Source organism: Pseudomonas sp., assembly GCF_030696055.1.
GTDB lineage: Bacteria > Pseudomonadota > Gammaproteobacteria > Pseudomonadales > Pseudomonadaceae > Aquipseudomonas.
In genome coordinates this window covers 1-16249 of record NZ_JAUYNP010000141.1, presented here as the reverse complement: position 1 = coordinate 16249, position 16249 = coordinate 1, and the positions used below count along the sequence as shown (strand labels likewise).

The 16249-nt window shown below is 65.3% G+C and carries 14 protein-coding genes; 11 read left to right on the top strand and 3 right to left on the bottom strand.

The genetic code is table 11. The annotated features are described in order from the left end of the window. Positions 1–1197, bottom strand: a 1197-nt coding sequence (locus Q8Q83_RS08335; protein ID WP_305622778.1) for an acetyl-CoA carboxylase biotin carboxylase subunit, incomplete at its 3' end; no start/stop codon positions are given. Positions 1198–1385: 188 nt separating this feature from the next. On the opposite strand from Q8Q83_RS08335, the gene Q8Q83_RS08330 reads away from it, so the two are divergent. Both Q8Q83_RS08330 and Q8Q83_RS08325 read left to right on the top strand, forming a co-directional pair. Continuing rightward, positions 1386–2345 (top strand): LysR family transcriptional regulator, encoded by a 960-nt coding sequence (locus Q8Q83_RS08330; RefSeq protein ID WP_305622776.1) that lies wholly within the window; start codon positions 1386–1388, stop codon positions 2343–2345. A gap of 77 nt (positions 2346–2422) precedes the next feature. Continuing rightward, a complete protein-coding gene (locus Q8Q83_RS08325) occupies positions 2423–3103 on the top strand; it encodes a GntR family transcriptional regulator (protein ID WP_305622774.1) in 681 nt (226 codons plus the stop codon). A 319-nt stretch (positions 3104–3422) separates the two neighbouring features. On the opposite strand, the gene Q8Q83_RS08320 is transcribed toward Q8Q83_RS08325, so the two are convergent. Both Q8Q83_RS08320 and Q8Q83_RS08315 read right to left on the bottom strand, forming a co-directional pair. Continuing rightward, positions 3423–3920 carry a hypothetical protein gene (locus Q8Q83_RS08320; RefSeq protein ID WP_305622773.1) on the bottom strand — a complete coding sequence of 166 codons (498 nt, stop codon included), beginning with the start codon at positions 3918–3920 and terminating at the stop codon, positions 3423–3425. 346 nt (positions 3921–4266) lie between these two features. Continuing rightward, positions 4267–5721 (bottom strand): efflux transporter outer membrane subunit, encoded by a 1455-nt coding sequence (locus Q8Q83_RS08315; RefSeq protein ID WP_305622780.1) that lies wholly within the window; start codon positions 5719–5721, stop codon positions 4267–4269. 102 nt (positions 5722–5823) lie between these two features. On the opposite strand from Q8Q83_RS08315, the gene Q8Q83_RS08310 reads away from it, so the two are divergent. The 9 genes from Q8Q83_RS08310 to Q8Q83_RS08270 form a co-directional block, all read left to right on the top strand. Beyond that, positions 5824–6441 (top strand): TetR/AcrR family transcriptional regulator, encoded by a 618-nt coding sequence (locus tag Q8Q83_RS08310; RefSeq protein WP_305622771.1) that lies wholly within the window; start codon positions 5824–5826, stop codon positions 6439–6441. Positions 6442–6514: 73 nt separating this feature from the next. Beyond that, entirely contained in the window at positions 6515–7630 is a 1116-nt protein-coding gene (locus tag Q8Q83_RS08305) for an efflux RND transporter periplasmic adaptor subunit (protein ID WP_305622769.1), read from the top strand. Then, a complete protein-coding gene (locus Q8Q83_RS08300; RefSeq protein WP_305622767.1) occupies positions 7627–10734 on the top strand; it encodes an efflux RND transporter permease subunit in 3108 nt (1035 codons plus the stop codon). Before Q8Q83_RS08305 ends, Q8Q83_RS08300 begins: the two co-directional genes overlap by 4 nt. 228 nt (positions 10735–10962) lie before the next feature. After that, positions 10963–11898, top strand: coding sequence for a 4-hydroxyproline epimerase (locus Q8Q83_RS08295; RefSeq protein ID WP_305622765.1), 936 nt, complete (start codon positions 10963–10965; stop codon positions 11896–11898). Further along, positions 11895–13010 (top strand): FAD-binding oxidoreductase, encoded by a 1116-nt coding sequence (locus Q8Q83_RS08290; protein WP_305622763.1) that lies wholly within the window; start codon positions 11895–11897, stop codon positions 13008–13010. Before Q8Q83_RS08295 ends, Q8Q83_RS08290 begins: the two co-directional genes overlap by 4 nt. Beyond that, positions 13003–13236, top strand: a complete 234-nt coding sequence (locus tag Q8Q83_RS08285; protein ID WP_305622761.1) for a (2Fe-2S)-binding protein — start codon at positions 13003–13005, stop codon at positions 13234–13236. Before Q8Q83_RS08290 ends, Q8Q83_RS08285 begins: the two co-directional genes overlap by 8 nt. After that, positions 13236–14480: an FAD/NAD(P)-binding oxidoreductase gene (locus Q8Q83_RS08280; RefSeq protein WP_305622759.1), complete on the top strand. Its 1245-nt coding sequence runs from the start codon at positions 13236–13238 to the stop codon at positions 14478–14480. Before Q8Q83_RS08285 ends, Q8Q83_RS08280 begins: the two co-directional genes overlap by 1 nt. 36 nt (positions 14481–14516) lie before the next feature. Continuing rightward, a complete protein-coding gene (locus Q8Q83_RS08275; RefSeq protein WP_305622757.1) occupies positions 14517–15284 on the top strand; it encodes an AraC family transcriptional regulator in 768 nt (255 codons plus the stop codon). A gap of 254 nt (positions 15285–15538) precedes the next feature. Continuing rightward, positions 15539–16249: transporter substrate-binding domain-containing protein (locus Q8Q83_RS08270; protein ID WP_305622755.1), on the top strand; the 711-nt coding region annotated here is incomplete at its 3' end.

Here is a 16249-nt window from a genome sequence, read left to right as displayed (position 1 = left end):
CATCGCCTCTTCCCAGGTCAGCGCCCAGACCACCAGTTTCAGGCACATCGAGTCGTAGTAGGGCGGAATGGTGTAGCCGGTGTAGATCGCCGTGTCGGTGCGCACCCCGGGGCCGCCCGGGGCGTAGTAGCGGGTGATCTTGCCGAAGCTGGGCAGGAAGTTGTTCTTCGGGTCCTCGGCGTTGATGCGGAACTGCAGGGCGAAGCCGCGGTACTGGATGTCTTCCTGCTTGACCGACAGCGGCAGGCCGCTGGCGATGCGGATCTGCTCGCGGACTATGTCGATGCCGGTGATTTCCTCGGTGATGGTGTGTTCCACCTGCACCCGGGTGTTCATCTCCATAAAATACAGCTCGCCATCCTCGGCCAGCAGGAACTCCACGGTACCGGCGTTCTCGTAGCCCACCGCCTTGGCCGCGCGCACCGCCAGGTCGCCGATATAGGCGCGCTGTTCGGGGGTCAGCTGCGGGCTGGGGGCGATCTCGATCAGCTTCTGGTTACGCCGCTGGATCGAGCAGTCGCGCTCGTACAGATGCACCACGTTGCCGAAGCTGTCGCCGAGTATCTGCGCCTCGATATGCTTGGGATTGACGATGCATTTCTCGAGGAACACCTCGGCGCGGCCGAAAGCCTTGGTCGCCTCGGAGATCACCCGCGGGTAGGCCTGCTCCAGCTCCTCGCGGCTGTTGCAGCGGCGGATACCGCGACCGCCGCCGCCGTTGGTGGCCTTGAGCATCACCGGGTAGCCGATGCGGTCGCCTTCCAGCAACGCCTCGGCGATATCCGCGACGTTGCCTTCGGTGCCGGGGGTGCAGGGCACACCGGCGGCGATCATGCTGCGGCGCGCCTCGGTCTTGTCGCCCATACGGCGAATAACTTCTGCGCTCGGGCCGATAAACTTGATGCCGCGCTCGGCGCAGATATCCGCCAGCTCGGCGTTTTCCGAGAGGAAGCCGTAGCCCGGGTGTAGCGCATCGCAGCCGGTCTCCACCGCCAGGTTGACCAGCTTGCGCGGGTTCAGGTAACCGGCCAACGGCTCGGCACCAATGCTGTGGGCCTCGTCGGCCCGTTTGACGTGCAGGGCATGGCGGTCGGCATCGGAATACACGGCCACCGAACGTATGCCCATCTCGGCGCAGGCACGCACGATTCGCACGGCAATCTCGCCACGGTTGGCTATCAGGATTTTCTTGATCACGAGCCAGCTTCCTCGATCACGTGAGCAGGCGACCAGCCAAGGCGGTCGACGTGTGACCGCGCCTAGGAAAGCGGTCATGCAGCAAAGCTACGCCAGCTTATGGATTAACCAAAATCAATATTTATTGGGTTAGCCATTAGCAAAGACTTATAGTCAGACCTAAGCCCCGTCCTAAACAGGTGACCAGCGTGCGTAAATCCTTGCTGCGGATGACCTTTCGCCAACTCCAGGTGTTCCGCCTGGTTTGCGATAACCGTTCCTACAGCCGCGCCGCCGAGGAAATGTCGCTCACCCAGCCGGCCGTCAGCCTGCAGATTCGCCAGCTGGAAGAGCTGCTCGGCCAGCCGCTGTTCGACTATATCGGCAAGAAGCTCTACCTGACCGACGCGGCCGAAGCCCTGCTGCTCGCCAGCGCGGATATCTTCGGTCGCCTGGAGAGCCTGGACATGCAACTGGCCGACCTCCAGGGCTCGCTGCAGGGGCAACTGAGCCTGGCGGTGGAGTCCAGCGCCAAGTACTTCGTACCCCACCTGTTCGCCGCTTTTCGCCGCGAATACCCGGAAGTCAACTTGCAGCTGGTGGTGGTCAACCATGCCCAGGCGCTCAAGCGCCTGAGCGCCAACCGCGACGACCTGCTGATCATGTCGCTGGTGCCGCCCGAGATGAGCCTGGAGTTTCTGCCCTTCCTGAATAACCCGATCATCGCCGTGGCGCCGCCCGAGCATCCGCTATGCAGCCAAGGCCCATTAAGCCTGCAGGACCTCACGGCCTGGCCGCTGCTGATCAGGGAATCCGGCTCGGGCACGCGCCAGGCCTGCGAAGAGTATTGCCACCAGAAACGCGCGCACTTCGCCCACAGCCTGGAAGTCGGCTCGATGGAAGGTCAGCGCGAAGGGGTGATCGCCGGTCTCGGCCTGGCCCTGTTGCCGCGCCACGCGGTGCGCCGCGAGCTGGATTGCGGCGCCCTGCGCGAACTGCCGGTGGCCGAGCTGCCGCTGCTGCATAGCTGGTGCCTGGTGCATCCGCGGGGCAAATACCTGTCGCCGGTGGCCCAGGCGTTTTTCGCCTTCGTGCGCAACCAGCGCAGCCAGATCAACGCCCTGGCTGAGCGCTTTGTCGCCCCGGCGCAAGCGGCCAGCACCCAGTAGAGGCGGCGCGCGCTGCCATGACCCAGGGGAATTGCGTATATGATATTCCCGTTCGCCCACCAGCCCGGTACAGCAGCGTGCCCCTACCCAAGTTCAACGCCCCCAACCTCGGCATCACCCCCACAGCTTCCGAGGTCATCGCCACCCACCTGCGCGAGGCCATAGTCTCCGGGCATTTTGCCGAAGACGAACCCATCCGCCAGGACGATATCGCGCGCATGTTCAACGTCAGCAAGATCCCCGTGCGCGAGGCGCTCAAGCGCCTGGAGGCCGAGGGCCTGGTGCTGTTCCAGCGCAACAAGGGCGCGGTGGTCACGCGCATCTCCGAGCCGGAACTGGCGCAGATGTTCGAGGTGCGGGTGCTGCTGGAAGTGCAGGCGATCCGCCTGGCCGTGCCGAACATGAGCGAAGCGACCTTCGCCCAGGCCGAGCAGATCTGCACCGCCTTCCTCGGCGAGGAAGACGTGGGCCGCTGGGCCGAACTCAACTGGCAGCTGCACGCCTGCCTCTACGAGCCCGCGCAGCGACCCTTCCTGCTCAACCTGATCCGCTCCATCCACGACAAGCTGGAGCGCTACCTGCGCCTGCAGATGAGCCTGTCCGAAGGCAAACAGCGCGCCGACCATGAGCACCGCGAGATCATCGCCGCCTGCCGCGCCGGCGATGGCGAACGCGCCGCCACCTTGATCGCCGAACATATCAACGGCGTCTGCCAGACCCTCTACGCCCATCTGCCCAACCGGCTGACGCCGAGCTGAGCGGGGAGCGCATTACAAGCGGGCGACCTTGGCTGTGACGCGGGGAGTGGAAGGGCTACTAACAGGCTGTTGAAAAACTACCTGCGTTGCCATCGCGGCGTTAAAAACAGGCTCAGCAAGCCGCTTGCGGCTAACGCGCTTTAGCGCGGCCCGTAGGGCGAGCGAAGCGAGTAATGCTCATTTACAGCTCGTAAACTCCGCTTTTTCGCCTGTTTTTGCCTTGCGCTGGCTGCCTCGCCAACGTTTTTCAACGGCCTGCTAACGGCTGGTTCGGACACCGGCCGGATGGACTTGCCAACAGTGGCTGCTCGGCGCGCGGCTAAACGTGGGCGCCGGGGGTGCCGCGAGCGTTCTTCTTCTGCAGGATCATCGACGCTTCGTTGTAGGCATTCTGGAAGGCGTCGCCGCCGATCCAATCCACTGCCGTGTCTTCGTCTTCATCGTGGAAGATCCCGCGATAGGTGATCAGCAGGCCCATCATGAAGTCGGTGGCCGCGTCTTCCGCTTCCTCAGCGACCACCAGCTCCAACACCGGGTATTGCAGGAACACCAGGCACATCGCTAGCAGGCTGATGCCTTCGCCGAATTTCATCGCCTGGAACAGGTCGTCGAATTGCGCCGGGTCGAAACCGTTCTCTTCGATGTCTTTGAAGTCGAAGGTGCTCAGGTCGATTTCGACATCATCGAACGGCTCGTTGATCAGCGGATTGGCCAGCACCGGATGTGCGACATTGGCTTTGGACTTGCCCGAACGGTTCTGCTTGGCCTTGGCTTTGGCCCGCTGGGCGCGTTTTTGCTGTTTATCTGGGGAGGCCATGGAGGCGAGTTCCTTGTTCGATGCAGCCATATTCATGGCCCAGGGTAATCGGGCACATATTGTATTCAGTCTTGGCTGGGTTCGTCGGCCAAAGGGGACACCCATTAGCCGGTCTCAAGTCAAGGCTAAAAGCGGACGGTCCGTACCGGGCTAAGTGGGTCGCAATATGAGGTTTTGATGTCTCTACGGAAGCAGGGTCTATTCACACGCCGCAATAACCGTGCTGCGTAGCAGATGTGATGCCGCCTCTATGATTCTTTCTCGAGTGACTTCAGCCCTTGCGTGGCTCGAGGGCCCCATATGCTCACCTCCTTCGGAGAATTGCGATCCAACGGCTTCATTTGTCTTATTTGGCTGCAACCGACTGAGGGGCGTCCCAGCCCCCACCCAACGCTTTGAAAGCCGCGACTGCTGCGCGTGCCGATTCGGCTTGCGCCTGCGCTTTCGCGTCGGAGGCACGCAGCAGATTTTCGTCGGCCTGCAGAACTTCGATCAGGCTGACGACGCCTTGCTGGTAGGAAGCGAAGGACGCTTGCCGCGCACGACCGAGCGAATCCACACCCTGTTCGAGCAATTCCGCCTGCTCCTCGCGCTTGACCAGGGCCGAGAAGGCGTTTTCCACGTCTTCGGTGGCCCGCAGGGCGGCCAGCCGATAAGCCGCCAGGCTCTCGGCTTCCTGACCCTTGGCCAGGTCTATCTGTGCGTCGATACGGCCGAAATCGAACAGTCGCCAGCGCAGGCCAAGCACGCCGGCAGCCTGGCTGGCAGCGCTGCTGAACAGATTGCCCCCGGACACCGATGTCGCGCTGCCGATCAGGCCGTTCAGGGAAAGCTTGGGGTAATACTCGGCGATGGCGCTGCCGATTCGCGCATTTGCGGCGGCCAAGCGACGCTCCGCCGCCATCAGATCGGGCCGGCGTCTTAGCAGTTCGCCCGGCGATCCCGCCGCCGCAATTTGCGGGGCAACCGGGATGGCAGCGGCCTTGGCCAGGTCTGAGCGATGCGTGCCGGGCGGCGTGCCCAGCATCACGTCCAGCGCATTCAGCGCCGCGTCCAGGCCCGCTTCAAGCACGGGTACGGATGCCCGCACTTGAGCAAGCGCGCCCTCGACCTGATACAGCTGCAGCTCGGCAGCCAGCCCCTGGCTGTACAGCAGGTTGATCGTTGCCAGCAGCTCTTCTTGCGTCTGCACTTGCTGGCGGGCGACGGCGATGCGGGTTTGCAATCCCCGGATGGCGATATAGGTATCGGCGGTCTGCGCCGCCACGGCTAGTCTGGTCGCAGCGGCACCTGCCGCCGAAGCCTGATAGTCGGCCAGCGCTGCTTCGCGCCCACGCCGCAGGCCGCCGAAGACGTCCAGTTCCCAGCTTGCACCGAGATTGGCCTCATGAGCGTTGCCGTAGCGGTCGAAGCCGGGCGTCGAGTTCAGTACCTGCCCCAGCGGTGTTTCAACCGATTGGTAGGCTCTGGCTATTTGGCCGCTGACCGAGCCGGAGGGCAATAGCGCGGCATTGGCTGCCCCTAACCCTGCACGAGCCTGGGCGACGCGAGCTGCGGCTTGGGCGAGATCGAGGTTCTGCTCCAGCGCCAGGGTCACCAGGCGAGTCAATTGTGGGTCGGCAAATCCCGCCCACCAGGAGATGAGCTCAGCATTGGGGCGAGCATGTCGCTGATCCACTGCTGCCTGGCCCAGGAAGTTCTCAGGCATGGAGAGCTCGGGGCGGCTGTAGTCAGGGCCGACCACGCAGCCTGCCGAGAGACTGGCGCTGATCAGTACGGCGAGGCTGTGCTTGGATGGCATGGGCATCTTCTTCCTGGGCGGGCGGGAACTCAATAAAATGTGACCATAATACATTATGGTCACTTGTTGTCCATATACCGACTGCTCTGTAGGCTATGCCCCATGAACAAGACTCCCTCTCCCAAAGTTACAGCTCGTGGTCCGGTGGATCATGAGGTGCGTGACCAGATCGTGGCCGCGGCTACCGAACACTTCAGCCGCTATGGCTACGAAAAGACCACGGTCTCCGATCTGGCCAAGGCCATCGGTTTTTCCAAGGCCTATATCTACAAGTTCTTCGAGTCCAAGCAGGCCATCGGCGAGATGATCTGCGCGGGCTGCCTGAGTCAGATCGAGGCCGAGGTTAGGGCCGCCGTCGATGAGGCCGAGCGCCCGCCGGAGAAGCTGCGGCGGATGTTCAAGGCGCTGGTGGAGTCGAGCCTGCGCCTGTTCTTTCAGGACCGTAAGCTCTTCGAAATCGCCGCTTCGGCGGCGACCGAGAACTGGCAGGCGGCGCGCGCCTATGAAGGGCGCATCCAGGAATTGCTCCAGGATATCTTGCAGCAAGGCAGGCAAAGCGGAGACTTTGAACGCAAGACGCCCCTCGATGAAGCAGTGATGGCGATCCATCTGGTCATGCGTCCCTACCTCAACCCGCTGCTCCTGCAGCACGGCCTCGATTACACCAACGAGGCACCGCTCCTGCTGTCCAGTCTGATACTGCGCAGTTTGTCGCCATAGTAATGGTGACTGTTGACTAAATTGGTCACTAGATTCAAAGTGAGGCTCCCTATTACTTCGCGATGGGTTCCTCATGTGTCGGCGCAGCCTCCTTCTGTCCACTCTTATCGGCGTGATGCCGTTTGCGCTGGTCGCCTGCGGCGATCAGGCGCCCTCCGATCCACGTACTGACGCGCCGCTGGTGCGGGTTGCCAGCGTGCAGGGGGCCATCTCTACGTCGCGCTCCTTCACCGGCACCGTCGCCGCTCGGGTGCAGAGCGACCTGGGCTTTCGGGTGTCCGGCAAGGTGCTGCAGCGGCTGGTGGATACCGGTCAAGCGGTCAAACGCGGCCAGGTGCTGCTGCGTCTCGACCCCGTCGACCTGAAGCTCGCGGCCCATGCGCAGCGCGAAGCGGTCGCCGCTGCGCGAGCGCGAGCGCAGCAGGCCAGTGATGATGAAGCCCGCTACCGGGCCTTGCGCGGCACCGGCGCGGTATCGGCGTCGGCCTACGACCAGTACAAGGCGGCGGCGGATACGGCCCGAGCGCAGCTCAGCGCGACCGAGGCCCAGGCCGAGGTCGCCCGCAATGCCACCCGCTATGCCGAGCTGCTGGCCGATGCCGATGGCATCGTCATGGAAACCCTGGTCGAGCCCGGCCAGGTCGTCAGTGCCGGCCAGCCCGTGGTGCGGCTGGCACATGCCGGGCCACGGGAGGCGGTCGTGCAGTTGCCGGAAACCCTGCGCCCTACGGTGGGTTCCGCCGCCCAGGCCACGCTCTTCGGCAGAGACGACATCCGTGTTGCGACCACTCTGCGCCAGCTCTCGGATGTTGCCGACCGCCTGACCCGTACCTTCGAGGCGCGCTATGTGCTGGAAGGCGAACTGGCCAACGCGCCGCTGGGCACCACCATCACCCTGCAGATAGCCAATGGGCAGGCTCATACGTCAAACGACCTGCAGGTGCCGATCGGTGCCCTGTACGACGCAGGCAAGGGCCCGGGAGTCTGGGTCATTCAGGGGGAGCCGGCACAGGTGTCCTGGCGGCCGGTCGTGGTGCAGCACCTGGATGACGAACACGCGCGTATCACTGGGCCGCTCAAGCCAGGCGAGCAGATAGTCGCGCTCGGCGTGCATCTGCTGCGTGAAGGCCGGCAGGTACGGGTGGCCGGCCAAGCCACCGTCGCAGCGGTCGAAGGAGGCCGCCCATGAGCGAGGGTCGATTCAACCTGTCGGCGCTCGCCGTACGCGAGCGCTCCATCACCCTGTTCCTGGTCTGCCTGATCTCGCTGGCGGGGCTTATCGCCTTCTTCAAGCTGGGGCGGGCGGAAGACCCGGCCTTCACCGTCAAGGTGATGACCATCGTGACCGCTTGGCCTGGTGCTACTGCTCAGGAAATGCAGGATCAGGTCGCCGAGAAGATCGAAAAACGCCTGCAGGAACTGCGCTGGTACGACCGCAGTGAAACCTACACCAGACCCGGCCTGGCCTTCACCACCCTGTCGCTGCTCGACACCACCCCGCCCTCGCAAGTGCCGGAAGAGTTCTACCAGGCCCGCAAGAAGATCAGCGACGAGACGAAGACGCTGCCGGCCGGCGTGATCGGCCCGCTGCTCAACGACGAATACTCCGACGTCACCTTCGCCCTGTTCGCGCTCAAGGCCAAGGGCGAACCGCAGCGTCTGCTGGTGCGCGACGCGGAGGTGCTGCGCCAGCGGCTGCTGCATGTGCCGGGGGTGAAGAAGGTCAACATCATCGGCGAGCAGGCCGAGCGCATCTTCGTCGAGTTCTCCCACGAGCGCCTGGCTACCCTGGGCATTGGCCCGCAGGAAGTGTTCGCCGCGCTCAATGGCCAGAATGCCCTGACGCCGGCCGGCTCCGTGGAAACCAAGGGACCACAGGTGTTCCTGCGCCTGGACGGTGCCTTCGATGAGCTGCAGAAGATCCGCGACACGCCGGTGGTGGCGCAAGGCCGCACGCTGAAGCTGTCGGATGTCGCCACGGTCACGCGCGGTTATGAAGACCCGGCGACCTTCCTGATCCGCAATGGCGGCGAACCGGCCTTGTTACTGGGCATCGTCATGCGCGAAGGCTGGAATGGCCTCGACCTGGGCAAAGCGCTGAACGACGAGGTGGGTGCAATTAACGCCGAGCTGCCGCTGGGCATGAGCCTGACCAAGGTTACGGATCAGGCCATCAATATCAGCGCTTCGGTCGACGAGTTCATGATCAAGTTCTTCGTCGCGCTGCTGGTGGTCATGCTGGTGAGCTTCATCAGCATGGGCTGGCGGGTGGGCGTGGTGGTCGCGGTGGCCGTGCCGTTGACCCTGGCGATGGTCTTCGTGGTGATGGCGGCGACCGGCAAGAACTTCGACCGCATCACCCTGGGCTCGCTGATTCTGGCATTGGGTCTGCTGGTGGACGACGCCATCATCCCCATCGAGAAGATGGTGGTGAAGATGGCAGAGGGCTACAGCCGCAATCAAGCCTCTGCCTACGCCTGGAGCCATACCGCTGCGCCGATGTTGTCCGGCACCCTGGTCACCGCCGTCGGCTTTATGCCCAACGGTTTCGCCCGCTCCACGGCGGGCGAGTACACCAGCAATATGTTCTGGATCGTCGGCATCGCACTGATCGCGTCCTGGCTGGTCGCCGTGCTGTTCACCCCCTACTTCGGCGTCAAGCTGCTGCCTGCCGTCAAAAAAGTCGAAGGGGGCAAGAAGGTCGAGGGCGGCCATGAGGCGATCTACGATACCCCGCGCTACAACCGCTTTCGTCAGCTACTGAGCCGTGTCATTGCATACAAGTGGCTGGTCGCCGGCTCGGTGGTCGGGCTTTTCGTGACGGCGGTGCTCGGCATGGGCCTGGTCAAGAAGCAGTTCTTTCCGATCTCCGACCGACCCGAGGTGCTGGTGGAGGTGCAGATGCCCTATGGCACCTCGATCGCCCAGACCAGCGCCGCCACGGAGAAGGTGGAGACCTGGCTGGCCGAGCAGGAGGAAGCCAGGATCGTCACGGCCTACATCGGCCAGGGCGCGCCGCGCTTCTTTATGGCCATGGGGCCGGAGCTGCCCGATCCTTCGTTTGCCAAGATAGTTATCCGCACGGACAACCAGGACGAGCGCGAGGCGTTGAAACATCGGCTGCGCCAAGCGATCGCCGAAGGCCTGGCCAATGAGGCGCGCGTGCGTGTCACTCAGCTGGTTTTCGGCCCGTACTCGCCGTTCCCGGTTGCCTACCGGGTCACCGGCCCGAACCCGGACAGGCTGCGCGAAATCGCGGCTGAGGTGCAGCAGATCATGGACGCCAGCCCGCTGATGCGCACGGTCAATACCGACTGGGGCACGCGTGTGCCCACGCTGCACTTCAGTTTGCAACAGGATCGCCTGCAGGCCGTGGGGTTGACCTCCAGTGCCGTTGCCCAGCAACTGCAGTTCCTGCTCAGTGGCGTGCCCATCACCGCCGTGCGCGAGGACATCCGTACGGTACAGGTTATGGCCCGTGCGGCTGGGGATATCCGCTTCGATCCGACCAGGGTCATGGACTTCACTCTGGCCGGCGCCGACGGGCAACGCATCCCGTTGTCGCAGGTCGGCGAGGTCGAGGTGCGCATGGAAGAGCCGATCATGCGCTGGCGCGACCGCATGCCGACGATCACCGTGCGCGGCGACATCGCCGAGGGTCTGCAGCCGCCGGATGTGTCGACGGCCATCAGCCAGCAGCTGCAGCCCATCATGGACAAGCTGCCGAGCGGCTATCGCATTGAGCAGGCGGGTTCCATCGAAGAGTCGGGCAAGGCGATGGTGGCAATGCTGCCGCTGTTCCCGATCATGCTGGCAGCCACGCTGATCATCATCATTCTGCAGGTGCGCTCGATTTCTGCGATGGTCATGGTCTTTCTGACCAGCCCGCTGGGGCTGATCGGTGTGGTGCCCACGCTGATCCTGTTTCAACAGCCATTCGGCATCAACGCGCTGGTGGGGTTGATTGCCCTGTCGGGCATCCTGATGCGCAACACGCTGATCCTGATCGGGCAGATCCGCCACAACGAAGAGGCAGGCCTGGATCCACTCAGGGCGGTGGTCGAGGCCACCGTGCAGCGCGCCAGGCCGGTGATTCTCACCGCGCTGGCGGCGATCCTGGCCTTTATTCCGCTGACCCACTCGGTGTTCTGGGGAACGCTCGCCTACACGCTGATCGGCGGCACACTCGCAGGCACCGTACTGACCCTGGTGTTCCTGCCGGCCATGTACGCCATTTGGTTCGGGATCAAGCCCGTCAGCCATAGCCAACTCATGGAGGCGCAGCCCGCATAAGCCGGCACAGCCACTGCCGCATTCACCTCACCCAGATAGAGAGAAATTGCCATGTCGAATTCCACCGTTGTCGTCGTTACCGGCGTGTCTTCGGGCATCGGCCGCGCCGCCTTTTGGCTCTATAGCTGTGCCGATTTCGTCATCAGCTTGAGTTAAATCCATCAAGCCGTCGGGCCCCCGGCGGCGGCACCCTGGCTGCCTCTTCAGTGGTTCAGGGAGTACCACACGATGCAACGCATCCGCATTCTTGACTCGCACACCGGCGGCGAACCGACCCGCCTGGTTCTCGACGGCTTTCCCGACCTGGGTAACGGCAGCATGGCCGAACGCCGGCAAGTGCTGGCCGAACGCTTCGACCAGTGGCGCGCCAGCTGCATGCTGGAGCCGCGCGGCAGCGACGTGCTGGTCGGCGCCCTGCTCTGCCCGCCGGTGGACCCCGAAGCCTGCGCCGGGGTGATCTTCTTCAACAACAGCGGCTACCTCGGTATGTGCGGCCACGGCACCATCGGCCTGGTGGTGTCCCTGGCTCACCTGGGGCGCATCGGCCCCGGCGTGCACAAGATCGAGACGCCAGTTGGCACAGTCGAGGCGACCCTGCATCAGGATCGCTCGGTCAGCGTGCGCAACGTGCCGGCCTACCGCTACCGCCAGGCGGTCGCGCTAGAGGTGCCGGGGCATGGCCGGGTGGTCGGCGATATCGCCTGGGGCGGCAACTGGTTCTTCCTGATCGGCGAGCACCGCCTGCGCGTGGCCGGCGACAATCTGGACGCCCTCACCGCCTATTCGGTGGCCGTGCAGCAAGCCCTGGAAAGCCAGGGCATCCGCGGCGAGGACAGCGGGCTGATCGACCATATCGAGCTGTTCGCCGATGACGCCGAAGCCGACAGCCGCAACTTTGTGCTCTGCCCAGGCAAGGCTTACGACCGCTCGCCCTGCGGCACCGGCACCAGCGCCAAGCTGGCCTGCCTGGCCGCCGACGACCAGCTGCAACCTGGGCAGATCTGGCGCCAGGCCAGTGTGATCGGCAGCCAGTTCGAGGCCAGTTTCCAGTGGGCCGAGGACGGCCGCATCATCCCCACCATCCGCGGCCGCGCTCACCTGAGCGCCGAGGCCGAGCTGCTGATCGAGGCCGACGACCCCTTCGCCTGGGGCATCCGCCCGTGAGCGGGCCGCCCTGTGCCGATGTGATAGTGATAGGCGCCGGCATAGTCGGCGCCGCCTGCGCCCATGAGCTGGCCAAACGCGGCTTGCGTGTGCTGGTGCTGGATGCCGGGCGGCGCGCCGCCACCGCCGCCGGCATGGGCCACCTGCTGGTGCTGGACGACAACCCGGCGGAGCTGGCCCTCAGCCAATACTCGGTGCAGCGCTGGCGCGACTGGGCGCGCGACATGCCGGAGGACTGCGCCTACCGGCAGAACGGCACCCTGTGGCTGGCCGCCAACGCCGAGGAGATGGCCGTGGCCGAGGCCAAGTATCAGCTGTTGCGCGAGCACGGCCTGGACTGCCAGCTGCTCGGTGCCCAGGCCCTGGCCGCCTGCGAGCCCGAGCTGCGCACTGGTCTGCACGGCGGCCTCAAGGTGCGCGGCGACGGCATCCTCTATGCGCCCAATGCGGCGCGCTGGCTGCTGCAGAGTCCGCATATCGAACTGCGCCCGGCCACTGTGGTGGAAATCGACGGCCGGCGCGTACGCCTGGCAGACGGCCAGTGGCTGAGCGCCGAGGCCCTGATCCTGGCCAATGGCGTGTATGCCCGCGAGCTATGCCCGGAACTGCCGATCGAGGCGAAAAAGGGCCACCTGCTGATCACCGACCGCTACCCGGGCCGCATCAGCCATACCCTGGTGGAACTGGGCTACGTCAGCAGCGCGCACAACGCCAGCGGCCCTTCGGTGGCCGCCAATATCCAGCCGCGCCCCACCGGCCAGCTGTTTATCGGCGCCTCGCGGCAGTTCGGCAGCGACAGCCCCGAGGTGGAAGGCTGGATGCTGGCCAAGATGCTGCGCCGCGCCGTCGACTATATGCCGGGCCTGGCCGGGCTCAACGCCATCCGCAGCTGGACCGGCCTGCGCGCCGCCAGCCCGGACGGCCTGCCGCTGCTCGGCCAGCACCCGCAACGGCCCGGCCTGTGGCTGGCGGTCGGCCACGAGGGCCTGGGGGTGACCACCGCCCCTGGCAGCGCTGACCTGCTGCTGGCCCAGCTGCTCGGCGAGACGCCACCACTGGCGCTTGAACCCTACCTGCCGCAACGCTTTCCCGGAGTCCGCGCCCATGCCTGAACTGCTGCTCGACGGCCGCCCGCTGCGGGTAGCGGACGGCACCAGCGTGGCCGCCGCCCTGGCCCGCAGCGGCGATGGCTGCAGCCGTACCTCGGTCAGCGGCCAACGCCGCGCGCCCTTCTGCGGCATGGGCGTATGCCAGGAATGCCGGGTGCTTATCGATGGCCAGCGCCGCCTGGCCTGCCAGACCCTGTGCCGTGACGGCATGCAGGTGGAGACAGACTGATGCATGTCGATCTGCTGATCATAGGTGCCGGCCCCGCCGGCATGGCCGCCGCCCTGGCCGCGGCGCCCAGCGGTGCGCGTATCGCCCTGCTGGACGACAACCCGCTGCCCGGCGGGCAGATCTGGCGCGACGGCGCCCAGGCGCATCTGCCGCAGGCCGCCAAGCGTTATCGCGAGCGCATCGCCGCTCAGGCCAATATCGAACTGCTGTCCGCCACCCGGGTTATCGCCCAGGCCGGCCCCAAGGCGTTGCTGGTGGAAGATGCCGAGCAGGGTCGGGTGATCCATTACCACAAGCTGATCCTCTGCACCGGTGCCCGCGAGTTGCTGCTGCCCTTTCCCGGCTGGACCCTGCCCGGGGTCACCGGCGCCGGCGGCCTGCAGGCGCTGATCAAGGGCGGTATGCCGGTGAACGGCGAGCGCGTGCTGATCGCCGGCAGCGGCCCACTGCTATTGGCCAGCGCCGCCACCGCCCAAGCCAATGGCGCGCGGGTACTGCGCATTGCCGAGCAGGCAGCGTGGCCCGCCGTGGCCGCCTTTACCGCGCAGCTACCGCGCTGGCCGAGCAAGCTGCTGCAGGCCTTTGCCCTGGCCCACCCTGGTTACCGCGCCAACAGCCATGTGCTGGCGGCCCTGGGCAGCGAGCGTCTGGAAGCGGTGCGCCTGCAGCAGGGCAAAAAGGTGCTGGAGATTGCCTGCGAACGCCTGGCCTGTGGCTTCGGCCTGATTCCCAATAGTCAGCTGGGCCAGGCCCTGGGTTGCCGCATCGAGGACAACGCCATCGCCGTGGACGCCTGGCAGGCCAGCAGTCAGGCGGACATCTATGCCGCCGGCGAGTGCACCGGTTTCGGCGGCAGCGAGCTGGCCCTGGTGGAAGGCGCCATCGCCGGGCATAGCGCGGTCGGCACCCGCGAGGCCGCTCAACGCCTGTGGCCACAACGCCGACGCTGGCAGTCGTTCGCCGACGCCTTGCAGCGCGCCTTCGCCCTGCGGCCGGCGCTCAAGCAGCTGGCCGCGCCCGACACCCTGGTGTGCCGCTGCGAAGACGTGGCCTATGCCAGCCTCTGCGGCCATGCCGACTGGAGCAGCGCCAAGCTCGGCCAGCGCTGCGGCATGGGCGCCTGCCAAGGGCGCATCTGCGGCGCCGCCAGCCAGGTGCTGTTCGGCTGGCAACCTCCTGCCCCGCGCCCACCCTTCAGCCCAGCGCGCATCGAGACCCTGCTGCAGCTGGATCGAATCGACTAACAGGCCTTATTCTGCGGGCAACCGTGGAGCCTGCCCATGTCCAACCTCAGCAATCCCCTGCACCTGCTACCCAGCAGCAACGCCGCCGATATCGCCAGCCTGGTGGCCAGCCTGCAGCCGATTGAGCCGCTGTTGGATGCCCTGGCCGGGGTGGTGTTCTTTATCAAGGATCGCCAGGCCCGCTACCTGCTGCTCAACCAGACCCTGGTGCAACGCCTGGGCTGCAAAGACAAGCAGCAACTGCTCGGTCACACCGCCGAGGAAGTCTTCCCCACCCGCCTGGGTCCGCTCTATACCGCCCAGGACCGGCAGGTGCTCGACGCCGGCAGCCGCCTCGACAATCAGCTGGAACTGCACCTCTACCCCGGCCGCCAGCCCGGCTGGTGCCTGACCCACAAGCTGGCGCTGCACGACCCCCACGGCGCCATCATCGGCATGGCCGGGGTGTCCTGCGACTTGCCCAGCGCCAACGCCCAGCACCCGGCCTACCCCAAGGTGGCGGCGGTGGATGCGCATATCCGTCAGCACTTCGCCCAGCCCATCAGCCTGGAGCAGCTGACCGCCATCGCCGGCCTCTCGGTGGCGCAACTGGAGCGCCACTGCAAACGCATCTTCCAGCTCTGCCCGCGGCAGATGATTCACAAGGCCCGCCTCGGCGCCGCCACCCAGCTGCTCGGCGAGGGCCTGGCCATCACCGAGATCGCCCTGCGCTGCGGCTACACCGACCACAGCGCCTTTAGCCGCCAGTTCAAGGCCCATACCGGGCTGTCGCCCAGTCAGTACCGCGGCTCCTTACAGAGCTAAACACACCCGCACTGTGCAGCCTCGCCACAGCCTGCTCCCTTAGGTAACACCGTAGTCACCCCGCCACCCAAGGCTCTAACCGCCCGCTTCTACCGCGCAGTCGGTCGAGGCCCCTTGGCGCGCGGGCTGCGGCGCGGCGCACGACCTCAGCCGAGAAATGGCACGGCCTCTGCATATCTAATATCGTATACGAAATCCGTAATACCCAAGCATCACTCCTAATCTGCCCACTGCATGAGAGAAGAGAGATACCCATGAAAACCCAGCTTATTTCCGCCGCAGCCTGTGCCCTTCTGAGTAGCGCCCTGATAAGCAACGCCCATGCCGACAAGCTCGATGACATCATCGGCTCCGGCAAACTGCGTTGCGCCGTGACCCTGGACTTCCCGCCCATGGGCTTCCGTGACGAGCAGAACCAGCCGGCCGGCTTCGATGTGGATTACTGCAACGACCTGGCCGGCGTGCTCGGGGTCAAGGCCGAGGTGGTCGAGACGCCCTTCCCCGACCGCATCCCGGCCCTGGTGTCCGGCCGCGCCGACGTCATAGTCGCCTCCACCTCCGACACCCTGGAGCGGGCCAAGACAGTGGGCATGACCATGCCCTACTTCGCCTTCCAGATGGTCGTGCTGACCCGCGCCGACACCGGCATCAAGGGCTACGCCGACCTCAAGGGACGCCCGGTGGGCAATACCAGCGGCACCTACGAGGCCATCGCCCTGGAGAAGGACGTCAAGGGCTGGGGCGGCGGCAGTTTCCGCGCCTACCAGAACCAGAACGACACCATACTCGCCGTGGCCCAGGGCCATATCGACGCCACAGTGGTGACCAATACCGTGGCCGCCGCCACGCTCAAGTCCGGCAAGTACAAGGACCTGAAGGTCGTCGGTGATGCGCCCTACGTGGTCGACTACGTGTCCCTGGCGGCCAAGCGCAACGAGTTCGGCCTGATCAACTACCTCAACCTG